The sequence below is a fragment of the Pseudonocardia sp. P-1 genome, from assembly GCF_058111925.1.
On sequence record NZ_CM176614.1, the window covers coordinates 1,889,654 to 1,903,745 of the forward strand.

General features: G+C 75.4%; 12 protein-coding genes. 8 read left to right on the forward strand and 4 right to left on the reverse strand.

Annotation, left to right across the window (positions count from 1 at the left end; translation table 11 throughout):
- The first annotated feature begins 197 nt into the window (after nucleotides 1–197).
- From AC0GKK_RS09030 to AC0GKK_RS09040, 3 genes are all read left to right on the forward strand, one after another.
- A complete protein-coding gene (locus AC0GKK_RS09030; RefSeq protein WP_489883590.1) occupies nucleotides 198–1,367 on the forward strand; it encodes a thiolase family protein in 1,170 nt (389 codons plus the stop codon).
- A gap of 17 nt (nucleotides 1,368–1,384) precedes the next feature.
- Nucleotides 1,385–2,131, forward strand: coding sequence for an E3 ubiquitin ligase family protein (locus tag AC0GKK_RS09035; RefSeq protein ID WP_251785424.1), 747 nt, complete (start codon nucleotides 1,385–1,387; stop codon nucleotides 2,129–2,131).
- Between the two features lie 270 nt (nucleotides 2,132–2,401).
- Nucleotides 2,402–3,763 carry a S1C family serine protease gene (locus tag AC0GKK_RS09040; RefSeq protein ID WP_489883591.1) on the forward strand — a complete coding sequence of 454 codons (1,362 nt, stop codon included), beginning with the start codon at nucleotides 2,402–2,404 and terminating at the stop codon, nucleotides 3,761–3,763.
- Between the two features lie 131 nt (nucleotides 3,764–3,894).
- Here the strand turns inward: AC0GKK_RS09040 and AC0GKK_RS09045 are convergent, their stop codons facing one another.
- Genes AC0GKK_RS09045 through AC0GKK_RS09055 form a run of 3 tightly spaced genes read right to left on the reverse strand, consistent with a single transcriptional unit; the run spans nucleotide 3,895 to nucleotide 5,793 of the window.
- Entirely contained in the window at nucleotides 3,895–4,545 is a 651-nt protein-coding gene (locus tag AC0GKK_RS09045; RefSeq protein WP_489883592.1) for a DedA family protein, read from the reverse strand.
- A complete protein-coding gene (locus AC0GKK_RS09050) occupies nucleotides 4,542–5,342 on the reverse strand; it encodes an MBL fold metallo-hydrolase (protein ID WP_337826468.1) in 801 nt (266 codons plus the stop codon). The genes AC0GKK_RS09045 and AC0GKK_RS09050 overlap by 4 nt, the downstream gene beginning before the upstream one ends.
- Nucleotides 5,343–5,358: 16 nt before the next feature.
- Complete coding sequence (locus tag AC0GKK_RS09055) at nucleotides 5,359–5,793, reverse strand: pyridoxamine 5'-phosphate oxidase family protein (RefSeq protein WP_304580113.1); 435 nt, start codon at nucleotides 5,791–5,793, stop codon at nucleotides 5,359–5,361.
- 211 nt (nucleotides 5,794–6,004) lie between these two features.
- Here AC0GKK_RS09055 and AC0GKK_RS09060 point away from each other — a divergent pair, with 211 nt between their 5' ends.
- A complete protein-coding gene (locus AC0GKK_RS09060; RefSeq protein WP_350591750.1) occupies nucleotides 6,005–6,700 on the forward strand; it encodes a hypothetical protein in 696 nt (231 codons plus the stop codon).
- A 155-nt stretch (nucleotides 6,701–6,855) separates the two neighbouring features.
- Nucleotides 6,856–7,431 carry a class F sortase gene (locus AC0GKK_RS09065; protein ID WP_337826470.1) on the forward strand — a complete coding sequence of 192 codons (576 nt, stop codon included), beginning with the start codon at nucleotides 6,856–6,858 and terminating at the stop codon, nucleotides 7,429–7,431.
- Here the strand turns inward: AC0GKK_RS09065 and AC0GKK_RS09070 are convergent.
- Nucleotides 7,371–8,618 (reverse strand): citrate synthase, encoded by a 1,248-nt coding sequence (locus AC0GKK_RS09070; protein ID WP_337826471.1) that lies wholly within the window; start codon nucleotides 8,616–8,618, stop codon nucleotides 7,371–7,373. The two genes, AC0GKK_RS09065 and AC0GKK_RS09070, sit on opposite strands and share 61 nt — an antisense overlap.
- 69 nt (nucleotides 8,619–8,687) lie before the next feature.
- On the opposite strand from AC0GKK_RS09070, the gene AC0GKK_RS09075 reads away from it, so the two are divergent.
- From AC0GKK_RS09075 to AC0GKK_RS09085, 3 genes are all read left to right on the forward strand, one after another.
- Complete coding sequence (locus AC0GKK_RS09075; RefSeq protein WP_337826472.1) at nucleotides 8,688–9,860, forward strand: citrate/2-methylcitrate synthase; 1,173 nt, start codon at nucleotides 8,688–8,690, stop codon at nucleotides 9,858–9,860.
- A gap of 102 nt (nucleotides 9,861–9,962) precedes the next feature.
- Nucleotides 9,963–11,435, forward strand: a complete 1,473-nt coding sequence (locus AC0GKK_RS09080; RefSeq protein WP_337826473.1) for an MFS transporter — start codon at nucleotides 9,963–9,965, stop codon at nucleotides 11,433–11,435.
- Between the two features lie 542 nt (nucleotides 11,436–11,977).
- Nucleotides 11,978–13,927 carry a 3-oxoacyl-ACP synthase III family protein gene (locus AC0GKK_RS09085; RefSeq protein ID WP_161151215.1) on the forward strand — a complete coding sequence of 650 codons (1,950 nt, stop codon included), beginning with the start codon at nucleotides 11,978–11,980 and terminating at the stop codon, nucleotides 13,925–13,927.
- Nucleotides 13,928–14,092 lie beyond the last annotated feature (165 nt).

The window sequence follows — 14,092 nt, forward strand, 5'->3', positions numbered from 1 at the left end:
ACGAGGCGGACCAGTATGTCGAGCGCAGCGTTGGGAGCTACTCCCCTTCGCGTACGCCGGAGACGGTACCTCATCGATCCAGAGCGCCTCGACACCTGATGCGCATCCGGCGCTGTGATCGCCCTCTCAGCGTCGACCCCCTCCGATGGCTTAGCGTCGCGAACGAGTCGTGTCACCGGTGACCGAGGAGGACCCCCATGCCCGAGGCCGTCGTCTGTGCCGCCGTCCGCACACCGATCGGGAAGCGGAAGGGGTCCCTGGCCGAGGTCCACCCGGTCGACCTGTCCGCCGCCGTGCTGAGCGCCCTGGCCGAGCGGACCGGGATCGACCCCGCCGTCGTCGACGACGTCGTGTGGGGCTGTGTGAACCAGGTCGGCGACCAGGCCGCGCAGATCGGCCGCTACGCGCTGCTCGCCGCGGGATGGCCGGAGACGGTGCCCGGGGTGACGGTGAACCGCGCGTGCGGGTCGAGCCAGTCCTCGTTCGACTTCGCGGCCGGGATGGTGCTGGCCGGGCAGTACGACGTCGTCGTCGCCGGTGGGGTGGAGTCGATGACCCGGGTGCCGCTGGGCGCGGGCCGCGACCTGGGACGTCCCTACGGGCCGCTGGTGCGCGAGCGCTACCGCGCCGACCTGGAGTCCGGGGAGTTCCCGAACGGGGACTTCAACCAGGGCGTCGGCGCCGAGCGGATCGCCCGGGACTGGGGACTGTCGCGGACCCGGCTCGACGAGTACGCGGCACGCAGCCACGAGCTCGCCGCCGCCGCGATCGACGCCGGCGTGTTCGACGACCAGCTCGTCGACGTGCCCGGAGCGCCCGGGTTCACCGCCGACGAGGGCCTGCGCCGTGGCACCACCGCCGACACCCTGGCCGCGCTGAAGCCGTCGTTCTCCGCGGACGGGGTGATCCACGCCGGGAACAGCTCGCAGATCTCCGACGGCGCGTCGGCGGTGCTCGTGACCACGCCGGAGCGGGCCCGCGAGCTCAGCCTGACCCCGATCGTGCGCTACCACTCCGGGGCCGTGTCCGGCGCGGACCCGCTGCGGATGCTGACCGGGCCCGTCCCGGCGACGCAGAAGGTGCTGAAGCGCTCCGGGCTCTCGATCGGCGACATCGGCGCGTTCGAGGTGAACGAGGCGTTCGCGCCGGTCCCGCTGGCCTGGCAGGCCGAGCTGGGCGCCGACGACGCCGTGCTGAACCCGCTCGGCGGGGCGATCGCCGTCGGGCACCCGCTGGGGGCCTCGGGCACCGTGCTGCTCACCCGCCTGGTGCACCACATGCGCGACCGCGGGATCCGCTACGGGCTGCAGACCATGTGCGAGGGCGGCGGCACCGCCAACGCCACGATCGTGGAGCTGGTCGCCTGACCTGCTAGGTTCCGCCCGTGCTGTGGGCGGGGATCATCGCGCTGCTGGCCGGGGCCGCCTGCATCTGGGTCGCGGTCCGCACCCAGCGCCGGGTGCACGCGATGATGGCGGCCGAGACACTGTCGGTGCCCGAGCTGCTCGACCTCGCGGGCGTCGCGGCGGAGCTCGCCGGGCGGCCGGGCACGTTCCGGAAGGTCTGCGAGGTCGTCGGGCAGACCGCGCCCGCCCCGGTCGGGGTGCTGCGCTCGGACCTCGCGGGCGTCGACTGCGTGTGGCACATGCAGCGGGTCGAGCGCCGGTTCGAGCGCCGTGAGCGCGACGACGAGGGCCGCACCCGGACGCAGACCCACACCGAGACCGTGTCCGAACGGACGTCCCCGCACGGCTGGGCGCTGCTGCGCGACGGGCACACCATCGGCGTCGACCCGGGCGGGCGGCACCCGGACCCGGTGGAACGGGTGCTGGACCGGTTCGACCCGGCCGACGACCGGGGCCGGGGCGGGGACCGGACCGTCGGCTACCGCAACCAGGAGTGGGTGCTGCGCCCCGGCGTCGCGATGTACGTCCTCGGCGAGGTCGACGACCGCGACGGGCCACTGGTGATCCGGCCGCCGCAGGACGCCGGCGGGACCTTCGTGCTGTCCACCCGCACCGAGGCCGAGCTGACCGCCTCCGACCGGCGCGCGCAGCGGCTGTGGGCCCGCGGCGGGGCCGCCCTCGCGGTGCTGGGACTGGTGCTCACGGTGGTCGGCGCGATCTCCTGACCTGCCCGGACCGCCGGTGAGGACCCGCGTGCCGGGCACTCTCACCCGATGCCCGAGCGATTCCCAGCGCGGTCACAGGGTCGTCTCAGGGTCACGGCGCACAGTTGCCCCATGACCGAGAACGGGCCGGGAACGGGCGAGTCATCCGACGGACGGACCTCCACCGGAGGCGGCGCCACCGACCCCGTCCGGCCCGCACGGCGTCACGAGGGGGCGGTCCCCGCCCACCCGGCCGGCGACGACGGCACCCACGCACAGGAGGCGACCACCGTGACCGACACCGACCACCGGCAGCAGGGCTGCAGCCAGGGGGGCGACCCGGGCGGCGGCCACGGGACCCAGACGCCCCCGCCGTGGGCGACGACGAGCAACCCCACGATCCCGGCCTACGGCGCGGGGAGCCCGCCCACCTCGGTGTACCCGCCGTTCCCGCAGCAGGGTCCGGCACCGAGGCCGCCGCGCCGGTTCGGGGCGGGCCTGGCCGCCGTCGCGCTGACGGCCGCCCTCGTCGGCGGTGCGGCCGGTGTCGGCGGCGCCTACCTGGTGCTCGACGGTTCCTCCACCCCGGCCACGCTGACCAGCGCCGCCGCCCCCGGCACCCCGGCCACCCCCGCCGACGGCTCGATCGCCGGTGCCGCGGCCGCGATCACCCCGAGCACGGTGGACATCCAGGTCCGCACCGCGCAGAGCGTCGCCGAGGGCTCCGGGGTCATCCTGACCTCCGACGGCCAGATCCTCACCAACAACCACGTGGTCGCCAACGCCACCGACGGCGGCCGGATCACCGTGTCCACCGCCGACGGGAGGCAGTACACCGCGACCGTCGTCGGCACCTCCCCCAGCTACGACCTCGCCGTCATCAAGCTGCAGGGCGCCACGGACCTCAAGCCCGCCACCCTCGGGGAGTCCTCGAGCGTGCAGGTCGGCGAGCAGGTCGTCGCGAACGGCTCGCCGCAGGGCCTGTCCGGCACCGTCACCGCGGGCATCGTCTCGGCGCTGAACCGGACCGTCACCGCGGGCGGCGACGGCCAGGCCCCGGTCGTCTACAACGGCCTGCAGACCGACCCCCCCATCAACCAGGGCAACTCCGGCGGCCCGCTGGTCAACCTGGCCGGGCAGGTCGTCGGCATCAACTCCGCGATCGCCACCGCCGGGCAGAGCTCCGGCTCGATCGGGCTGGGCTTCGCGATCCCGGTCGACACCGCCAAGCGGGTCGCCCAGGAGCTGATGGACTCCGGCGTCGCGACCAAGCCGCAGCTCGGCGTGCAGGGCTCGGTGTCGGCCTCCGGCAGCGCCCCGAGCGGGACCGCGGGCGCCCAGATCACGACGGTGGAGCCGAACTCGCCGGCGGCCGCCGCGGGCATCACGGCGGGCGACGTCGTCACCAAGGTCAACGAGTACCCGGTGTCGAGCTTCGCGGACCTGATCGCCCGGGTCGGCAACTTCACCCCCGGCCAGCAGGTCACGCTGACCGTCGGCAGCGGGTCCGGTGCCCGCGAGGTGCCGGTGACGCTCGGCAGCGTGCGCGACACCGCCGCCGCGACCGCCCAGAACGGGGCGCGCACCGTGCCCGAGGGCGGCTCCACCGGCGAGCTGCCGTTCGGCATCAACCCCTTCGGGGGCGGCAACTGACCTGATCCCCCGGGGCGACGCCACGCCCCGGGCACCCGCTCCGGCCGGGCGCGACACCCCCCTCCCGTCGCGCCCGGCCGGTTCCGTGTGCACGGTGGACGGGCGTGCCGGGACGGCGGGGCTGCCGGTACTCAGCCGGTGGGGTGCCGGGCCCGTAGCCGCACCCGCCCGGCCAGCGCGGTGACCGCCGCGACGACGGCCACCAGCCCGACCGCGAGCAGCGCGGCCACCAGCGGGGAGTCGGTGAGGTTGCCGGTCAGCACGCCGAGCACGCCGTAGAGCAGCGTCCACAGCACCGCCCCCGCCGCGACCGCCGGCACCAGCTTCGCCCAGGTCATCCCGGAGACCGCAGCCGCGATCAGGGTCGGCACCCGGCCCGCCGGGGCGACCCGTCCGACCAGCACGACCAGCCAGCCGCGCTCGGCGAACGCGCCGCGCATCCGTTCGATCCGGACCGCGGTGCGCTCGCCGCCGAGCCGCCCGCCCGCGACCGCGGCACGGACCGGGTCCCCGGCCAGCCGGGCGACGGCGAAGGTGACCACGTCACCGAGCAGGGCCGCGGCGAAGGACAGCAGCAGCACGACCGGCAGCGACAGCGCGGAGCTGGTCATCGCCGTCGCGGCGGCGGCGCCGACGATCGCGCCGGTCGGCACGACCGGCAGCACCGACCCGAGCAGCACTCCCCCGGCGACGACGAGGTAGGCGATCCGCCCGGCGTCCGGGCTGAGCTCGGCGTCCAACCACTCCTGCGCGGACGCGGCCAGCAGGTGCGGCGCGCTCACGCCGTCGTTCCGACGGCGGCGCCGGGCGGGAGCACGAGGGTGCGGGTGGGCAGCCCGGCCGCGGCGACGGCGTCGGCGAAGTCGTGCGGCGGGCGTACGAGCAGCTCCCGCATCCGGGACCCGGTCCGCCCCGGGACCGAGCACAGCCCGGCGACGGCGAGGGTCCCCCAGTGCACCGGCAGCGCGACGGCCGGTGCGAGCCGACGGACGGCCTCGGCGGCACCGGCCGGGTCGAGGTGGCCGGGGCCGAGGTTCGGGCCCCACCCCCACACCGGCAGCGCGGCGAGGTCGATCGGGCCCTGGGCGGCGACGTCGTCGAGCCCGGGGAACAGGCCGGTGTCACCGGCGACGTAGACCCGCAGCCCGTCGCCCTCCAGCAGGTGTCCCATCGCGTCGGCCTGCGGGCCGTGGGTGAACCGGGGCCCCCACCGGTGCCCGGAGTGGTCGGCCGGTGTGCCGGTGACGCGCAGCCCGTCGAAGACACGGGTCTGCCCCACGGCGAGCTCGGACACCCGGGCGACGCCGCGGCGGCGGAGCCAGTCGCCGGCGCCCGCGGGCACCACGACCTCCACCGCGCGCGGCAGCCGGCGCAGCGAGGCGAGGTGCAGGTGGTCGGCGTGCAGGTGGGAGATCAGGACCAGGTCGGCTCCGGCGGGCCCCTCCGGGTCGACGGCCGGCGCGGTGCGGCGCAGCGGCCCGACCGAGGGCCCCAGCACCGGGTCGGTCAGGACGGTGCGCCCGCCGATCCGCAGCCGCAGGGTGCTGTGGCCGAGGAAGGTCGTCTCCGGCAGGTCCACACCGTCGAGTATCCCCTCAGGCGTTGCCGAGGACCCGATCGACCGCGATCTGCAGCACCACCCGCGCGGGGTTCTCCCGGGGCTGCTTGTACTCGGCGGCGTAGCGGCGCTCGGCGTCGGCGACGACGTCGGGCTCGTCCCGCACGACGGCGCGGCCCTCCAGCGTGGACCAGGTGCGCCCGTCGACGACGGTGACGCTGACCCGGGCCCCGTCCGGCCCGGCCGCGGCGACGTTGCGCGCCTTCTGCGACCCGCCGCCGCAGATCACCCGGGCGGTGCGCCCGGCCACGTCGACGGTCACCCCCACCGGTACCGCGTGCGGGGTCCCGTCGCGGCGCGGGGTCACCAGGATGCACGGGCGGCGCTGGGACCAGAGCTCGACGAACGCGTCGGAGACACCGTCGTCGAGGGACCGGCGGCGGCGCCGGGGCGGTTCGGGGGTGGTCGTCACGGTCGCCATCCTGGACGTCGTGCCGGGTCCCGCGCGCCCCGGCACGCCGAGGCGCCGGTCACTCCGGGCGACGCCACCCGCCCCGGTGATCCCCGTACGGGCGACTTCCCTGGCCCTGTCGACGGGGTGTCGCTTCACTCTCCGCCATCGGACAGGGCGTCCCGTTCGCCCCACCGGTCACCAGGATCACGTTCGTCACAGGGAGTGGATCATGACCGCACGTTCGCTCGTCCGTCGCACCGGCGCCGTCGCCGCGTCCCTCACCCTCGCCGCTCTCGCCGGGGTCCCGCTGGCCGGAGCGGCGTCGGCCGCGGAACCGGCCGTCACCACGGTGGCGGGCGCCGTCACGGCACCGGCCGCCGTCGCCACCGCGGGCCCGGTCGTGACGGCCCCGGCCCAGGAGGACACCGAGGAGCCGCCCGCCGAGGAGCCCGCGGACGACGCGACGCCGGCCGACGAGGACCCCGAGGCCACCGCCCCGGACGCGACCGGTCCCGAGGAGTCGGCGCCCGCGGAGACCGCCGCGGCCCCGGAGGCGACCACCCCCGCGGCCGGGGCCCCCGCCGCCGGGCGCGGCAGCGACCTGGACTGCGTCGATCTCTCCCGGGCACAGGCCCAGGCCGTGCTCGCCGCCGACCCGTCGGACCCGAACAACCTGGACCGCGACGACGACGGCCGGGCCTGCGAGGGCTCGGACCTCGTCGCGGCCGCCGGTACCGGGCAGGTCCGCGCGGTCCCGGGTGGTGGTGTCGAGGCCGGTGACGGCTCCGGCGGCGCCGGGGTCGACCCCACGGTGTTCCTGCTGTTCGGGACGGGCGCGGTCCTCGCCACCGGGGCGGGCGTCGTCGTGTGGAGCGGGCGTCGCACCGGCCGCGCCGCGCTCCCCCTGACCACCCGCCACTCGTGACCCCCGCCCCCGCTCCGGCGGCCCCGAGGGAACACAGCACGCGCGCCGCTCCGGAGAACGCGCTCCCGATCGGGAACGCGTCCTCCGACCCCGCGCGCGTCCGAGGTCCGCGGGGGCCGCTCGGGCCCCGTGCCGTGCGACGGGTGTGGTGGGGGGTGCTCGTCGTGCTGGCGCTGGCCGTCCCGCTCGGGGCGCCGCCGGTGGCGGTCGGCGGGGCGGTGCCGCCGCTGCCCACCACCACGCTCCGTCCGGCGGCGGCCCCGCTGCCGCCGTCGGAGCCGGTGCGGGTGCGGGCGCCCTCGATCGGGCTCGACAGCGGGCTCGTCCCGCTCGGCCTGACCGGCCGCGGAACCCTCGAGGTGCCGCCCGACGGCGCCGACACCGGCTGGTACACCGGCGCCCCCGCCCCGGGCGCCCGGGGACCGGCGGTGCTCGCGGCGCACGTCGACTGGGACCACGAGCCGGGCCCGTTCCACCGGCTGCACGCACTGGCCCCCGGTGACCTGGTGTCGGTCGACCGCGCCGACGGCACCACCGCGACCTTCGAGGTCCAGGCGGTGCGCCGCTACGCCAAGGACCGCTTCCCCACCGCGGCCGTCTACGGCGACCTGCCCGGCGCGGGCCTGCGGATGATCACCTGCGGTGGGACGTTCGACCGGGGTGTGCGCAGCTACACCGACAACGTCGTGGTGCTCGCCTCGCTGGTCGACCCGGGCCGCGGCCCGGTGTAGACGCCGGTCGGCCGGAACCGCAGACCGGGTTCGGCGTACTCCTCCAGGGCGTGCGCCACCCAGCCGACCGTCCGGGCGCAGGCGAACAGCAGCTCGCCGGCGTCGGGGCGCAGGTCGTGGGCGTGCATCAGCGCGGCGAGCGCGAGGTCGACGTTCGCGGCGGGGCCGTCGCCGCCGCGGTCCATCCCCGCGACGACGGCGTCGACGCAGGCCACGACGTCGTCCGCGGCCGGGTCGGCGCGCAGCCGGTCGAGCAGCACCGTGGCCCGCGGGTCGGTGCCCCGGTAGACCGAGTGGCCGAAGCCCGGGACCCGCTCGCCGGCCCGCAGCCGCTGGGCGAGCGCGCCGGGCGGGTCGTCCAGGGCGTCGGCGAGGAAGCGGTGCGCGAGCCCGCTGACCAGTCCGTGCCGGGGCCCGTCGAGGGCGCCGAGCCCGGCCGAGACGACGGCGTGCACGTCGGCCAGGGTGCTCGCGGCGACCCGGGCCGCGACCGTCGACGACGCCAGGCCGTGGTCGGCGAGCAGGACCAGCGCGGCGCGGACGTGTCCGGCCGTTGCCGGCGCGGGTGCCCGGTCCGGGTCACGGACCAGAGCCGGAAGCAGCCGCTCCGCCAGGCCGGCCCCCGAGACACCCGGCCCGCCCGCGGCTCCCGGGTCCCCGGCGAGCGCGGTCACGACCGTCCCCAGCAGCGACGACGCCGTCGCCACCACCGCTCCCGGCCGCGCGTCGGCGCGCAGCGGGTCGGCCGCGGCCACCGCGGCGACGGCGAGCCGGAACCGGTCGGTCGCCCGGGCCCCGGCGGGTGCGGCGGCGAGCACGGCACGCGCCGGGGCGAGCAGGTCCGGGTCGGCGTCGAACGGCACCCGGCCGGGGACCTCCCACAGCAGCGCCGCGACGTGCTCGAGGTCCTCCGACCCCGCGAGCGCGGGCACCGCCCGCCCGCGGAACCACGGCCCGCCGTCGGCGACGAGTGTGATCCGCGTCCTGATGCGCTCGACCGTCCCGGACGGCTCGCCCGACTCGCGGCCGCGCGCGGCGAGGGCCTCCACCTCGTCCTGGGCGAACCGGCTGCCCCGCCGCTGCGCGCCACGCACGCTGGTCAGCAGCCCGCGGCTGGCGTAGGCGTACACGGTCTCCCGCTTCACCCCGAGGCGTTCCGCGGTCTCGGCGACGGTCAGGTACTCCACGACGTGGACCGTATCAACATTGACTGGATCAATATTGACAATGGTTCCCGACGAGCGGACGGTCCGGTCATGACCAGCACCGACAGCATCGGCGCCGCCGCCGGGCAGGTCCCACCGGGCCTGCGCGGCGTCGCCGTCACCAGCACGCGCATCGGGGACGTCCGCGGCGACGAGGGCTTCTACCACTACAGCCGGTACTCCGCGGTCGACCTCGCGCGCACCCGCACCTTCGACGACGTGTGGTTCCTGTTCGTCCACGGCCGTCTCCCGGACGCGGGCGAGGCCGCGGAGTTCGCCGCCGCCACCGCGGAGCGCCGGGCGCTGCCCGACGCCGTCGCCGCGCAGCTGCCCGCGATCGCCGACGCCTGCGGGCCCGACCTGCTCGCCGGGCTGCGCACCGCGCTGTCGCTGCTCGGCCCGCAGCACGGGATGCGCCCGCTCTGGGACGACCCGGCGGCGGGCACCCGCGACGCCGCCACCGTCTGCGCCGCGACACCGACCGTCCTCGCCGCGCTGCACCGGCTGCGGCACGGCCTCGACCCGGTCGGGCCGCGCACCGACCTGTCCTCCGCCGCGAACTGGCTGTGGATGCTGGACGGGGCCGAGCCCGCGCCGGCGCACGTCCGCGCGCTCGACGCCTACCTCGTCGCGACGGTGGACCACGGCTTCAACGCCTCCACCTTCACCGCCCGGGTGGTCGCCTCCACCGGCGCCGACGTCGCGTCCTGCGTGGTCGCCGCGCTCGGGGCGTTCGCCGGGCCGCTGCACGGCGGCGCCCCCGACCGGGCGCTGGAGAGCCTCGACGCGATCGACCGCGACGCCGGCGGCTCGCCGGAGCGCTGGGTGGCCGACCGGCTCGCCGCGGGGATGCGGATCATGGGGTTCGGCCACGCCGTCTACCGCGGGCCGGACCCGCGCTCGGCGCTGCTGCGCGAGGTCGCCGCGGAGCTGGGCGGGCCGCTGCCCGCGCGGGCCGCCGACGTCGAACGGCGGGTGGCCGCCACCCTCGCGGAGCTGCGCCCGGACCACCCACTGTTCGCGAACGTCGAGTTCCACGCGGGCGTGGTGATGGAGGGCTGCGGGATCCCCCGCAGCATGTTCACACCGACGTTCGCGGTCAGCCGGGTCGTCGGCTGGTGCGCGCACGTGCTGGAGCAGGCCGCGCAGCGACGCCTGATCCGGCCCTCCGCGGTCTACGACGGCCCGCCGGCGCCCGAGCCGGTCCCCGCACGCGGGAGGTGACCCGGCTTGCCGGACGGGTGACCGGCGTGCTCATCTGATGGGTGACTCCCGCTTCAGCGGGGTCGTCCGCCGGCACGATCTGTCACCCACCACGGAGGTCGAGTGTTCCGGGCACGCCGTCCGCACCAGCAGCCCGAGAGCACCCACCCCGAGGGATCCGCACCGGTGCCGCCACGCCCCGGCGTCGCGATCGCCGTCCTGGCCTCCTGCGGGCTGCTCGTCTCGCTGGTCCAGACCATGGTCGTCCCGCTGCTCCCGCGGTTCCCGGAGCTGCTCGACGTCAGCGGGTCGACCGCGTCGTGGCTGATCACCGCCAACCTGGTCGCCGGCGCGGTGTCGGCGCCGGTGCTGGGGCGGCTCGGCGACATGTTCGGCAAGCGGCGGATGCTGCTCGTCGCGCTCGGCCTGGTCGGGGTGGGGTCGCTGCTCGGCGCGCTGGCGCCCGGGATCGGGCTGCTGCTCGTCGCCCGGGTGCTGCAGGGCGCCGCGTTCGGGGTGATCGCGCTCGGGATGAGCCTGATGCGCGACGTCCTGCCCGCCGACCGGGTCGGGTCCGGGGTCGGGCTGATGTCGTCCTCGCTCGGCTTCGGCGGGGCCATCGGGCTGCCGATCACCGGCGTCGTCGCCCAGTTCGCGAGCTGGCGCTGGCTGTTCGCCGGGGCCGCGGTGCTCGGTGTCGTGCAGATCCTGCTGGTCCGGTGGCTGGTGACCGAGTCGCGGCTGCGCACCGGCGGCCGGTTCGACGTGCCCGGGGCGCTCGGCGTCGGCGGGGCCCTGGTGTGCCTGCTGCTGGCGATCTCCAAGGGCAACGACTGGGGCTGGGCCTCCCCGACCGTGCTCGGCCTGTTCGCCGGCACCGTGGTGCTGGTGGCCGTGACCGTCCGGTACGAGCTGCGCGTCGCCGCACCGCTGGTGGACCTGCGGGTCTCGGCACGGCCCGCGGTGCTGCTCACCAACCTGGCCTCGGTCCTGGTGGGCTTCGCGATGTTCGCCGGGTTCGTGCTCGCCACCCAGATCCTCCAGGCGCCGGTCACGACCGGCTACGGGTTCGGGCTCTCGCTCGTCGTCGCCGGGCTGGTGCTGCTGCCGATGGGCGGGTCGATGGTGGTGTTCTCCTCGGCCTCGGCGCGGCTGTCGCGGCTGCGCGGCCCGCGCACCACGCTGGTGATCGGCACGCTCCTGCTGGGGGCGGGCAACCTCGCCTTCGCCGCGATGCCCTCGACGGTGCCGCTGCTGATGGCCGCCTCCACCGTGGCCGCGGTCGGCGCCGCGCTCGCCTACTCGGCGATCCCGCTGACGATCATGCGTGCGGTGCCGGAGTCGGAGACCGCCGCGGCGAACAGCCTCAACACCCTGGCCCGCCAGCTCGGCACGAGCTCGTGCACCGCGGTCGTCGCGGCCGTGACGGCGACGTACGTGCTCGGCGACGGCGGACCCCCCTCGGCGACGGCGTACACGATCTCCTTCGTCGCGGCGGGCGCCGCCGGGCTGCTCGCCACGGTGCTGGTGCTGCTCACGCCCGCACCGGCGGCGGAGACCGTCGCGGCCCCGGCCCCGGCCACCGCCCACGGCTGAACACCGGACCACCCGGGAACGGTGACCCGGAAACGGCGACCGCATTCCGCCGACGCATTCCCTCCCGGATGCCGCCCGCCGGTCCGGCCCGCCCGTCGCGACCCCGTGCGGGATCGTCCACATCGGAGGCTCGACACCGTCCTCCCCCGTTCGGACGATGGTGGACCCCACCAGGTGCGGGTGACGATCGCCGCCCGGACTGTGACGCCGACGACCACGCTCCCGCCTGCATGTGCACGCGTCGGGACCGACCGGCCACGCCCGGTGATCATTCCATTGTGGACGACCTCCGCCCGCCAACCTGCGGATCTGCGGAATTCTTTCGGGGAACCGACGAGTAGAACCGACCGGTAACATTCTCGCCGGTAACAGTCCGAGTTGACCGACCATCCGTGAGAGCGCACACTCGGCGGCCGGATCACATTCCGATCGTGACTGTTCATCGATAGCGTTGCAGGCACCGCAACCGATCCGATCGACCAGGCCGCACCGCGTCCCGCCTGGCGATTCCGCCGGTCGACGCCGCTGCTGGAGGTCGTCACATGAAACCGTTCGTGGTCAACAACCACGACCGACTGGTCTTTCCCGCCAATTTTCTCGGAGAACTCGACTTCTCCGTCATCGACGATATGGAGCAGTTCACCGCCATCGTCGGTCGCGATTTCGAGGCAAAGGCGCCCACCGGCACCGACATCCTCGAGCGGGTCACCAGCGGCGCCTACGAGAGCCGCTTCGCACTGCTGCGCGACATGAGCCAGAACCTGTTCTGGGTCAACCGGTACACGCTCACCATGTTCGAGAAGCGTCCGACCCGCTGGCGTGACCTCCCCCGCCACCGGAGCGACGTCTTCCTCCCGCTGCTCACCCCGTGGCGCGACGGTGACAAGAAGGTCCGGGCCGTCGCCGACGCCTTCGCCGCGCTCCCCAGCACCTGGGACGAGGCGACCGAGCGCCGCATCTTCGACCTCCTCTTCGACGTCTACGGCAACCGTCGCCACCACGCGACCGAGCTGCCGGCCGTCAAGCCGACCGTCGAGCAGTTCCTCACCACACCGGGGGCGCAGACCTTCGTCGTGCCGCAGCACGACCCGGACTACCCGGTCTTCTCCTTCACCGAGATCCTCGACGCCCACGCCGAGCGTCCCGAGCTCGAGGCCCTGACCCGCTGGGCCATGGTGCTGCACAACCAGTACCCCTGGGACCGTGCCGCCACCGAGCTGCGGACCGCCGACGAGATCGGCGACGACGAGTACGTCATCGCCTTCCACCCCCGCAACCGCGACGTCGAGCAGTTCCTGGACCGCGCCACCGGCACCCGTCCGGCGCGCCGGGGCCGGATCTCGACCCAGTCCGACCCGGTCGAGCCCGCCACCCCACTGCCGCCGATCCGGGTCCGTGAGGCGTTCGCGGTGCAGCCGAAGGTCGAGGCGCTCGCCGTCGTCCGGGGCGAACACGTCTGCTCCAACGACGACGTCGTCCGCAACTCCGCGTTCTCCTGGTCGCCGATGAGCGCCGACGAGATCTCCGCCAAGACCGGGATCGACCAGCGCCGCTACACCGAGCTGGACATCGAGGACCTGGCCTGGGCCGCCGCGGTACGCGCGCTGGAGCACTCCGGCCGTGACCGCTCCGAGATCGGCGCCGTACTCGTCGCCACCTGCACCAGCGAGCGGCTCATCCCGTCGCTGTCGACGTGGCTGTCCGGGCGGCTCGGGCTGCTCCAGACGCACTGCTCGGCCGACATCATCGCCGCCTGCGCCGGGCTGCCCTACGGCCTGTCCGAGGCCGTGCGCCAGCTGCAGGAGGTGAACCGGCCGGTCCTGCTGGTCTGCGTCGAGAAGTTCTCCGACAAGATCGGCAACGTCCGCACCTCGCGGATGATCTTCGGCGACGGCGCGGCCGCGATGGTGATCGCCCCGGCCGCCGAGGGCGAGCCCGGCGACATCGACCTGCTGCAGACCTACGCGTCGGGCCCGGACACCCAGGTGAACTCGATCATCTGGCCGAACCCCGAGTTCGACAACGACATCACCGTCTACGGCCCCGAGGTCAAGGCGCTCGTCGCCCGCTACCTGTCGCAGATGATCGGCGAGCTCACCGAGCAGGCCGGCCCCGACGGCGAGGGCTCGATGCTCGACGCCGTCGACCTGATCGTCCCGCACCAGGCCAACAAGACGATGATCCTGCAGCTGGCGGGCAAGGCGGGGCTCTCGGCCGACCAGCTGTACTTCAACATCGAGTCGATGGGGAACGTCTCCGCGGCGTCCATCCCGATCGCGCTGTTCGACTCCGTGGCCGACGGCGTCGTGTCCGGCCGGACCCGGGTCTTCGCGCCCGGCTTCGGGGCCGGAGCGGTGGGCGGCTACGCGGTGCTGGAGGTCGACCCGGCCGTGATGGCACCGGAGGTCCACCTGGACCCGACCGCCGCCGCACTGGCCGAGCCGGCCGTCGCACCGACCTCGGACGACGTCCGCATCGCCTTCGGCGAGTAGCCACGACCGGGTGACACGGGCCACAGTGGGCGGGAAGATCCCTGTCCGAGAGGTGAGCCCGCCCGCATTCCGGCACCGACCGGGCCACCGTCCGCACCGATCCGCCGACCGCACGACGACGATGTCGATGCGGCACACCGCCGCCGTCCCGTCGCAGCACCCGTA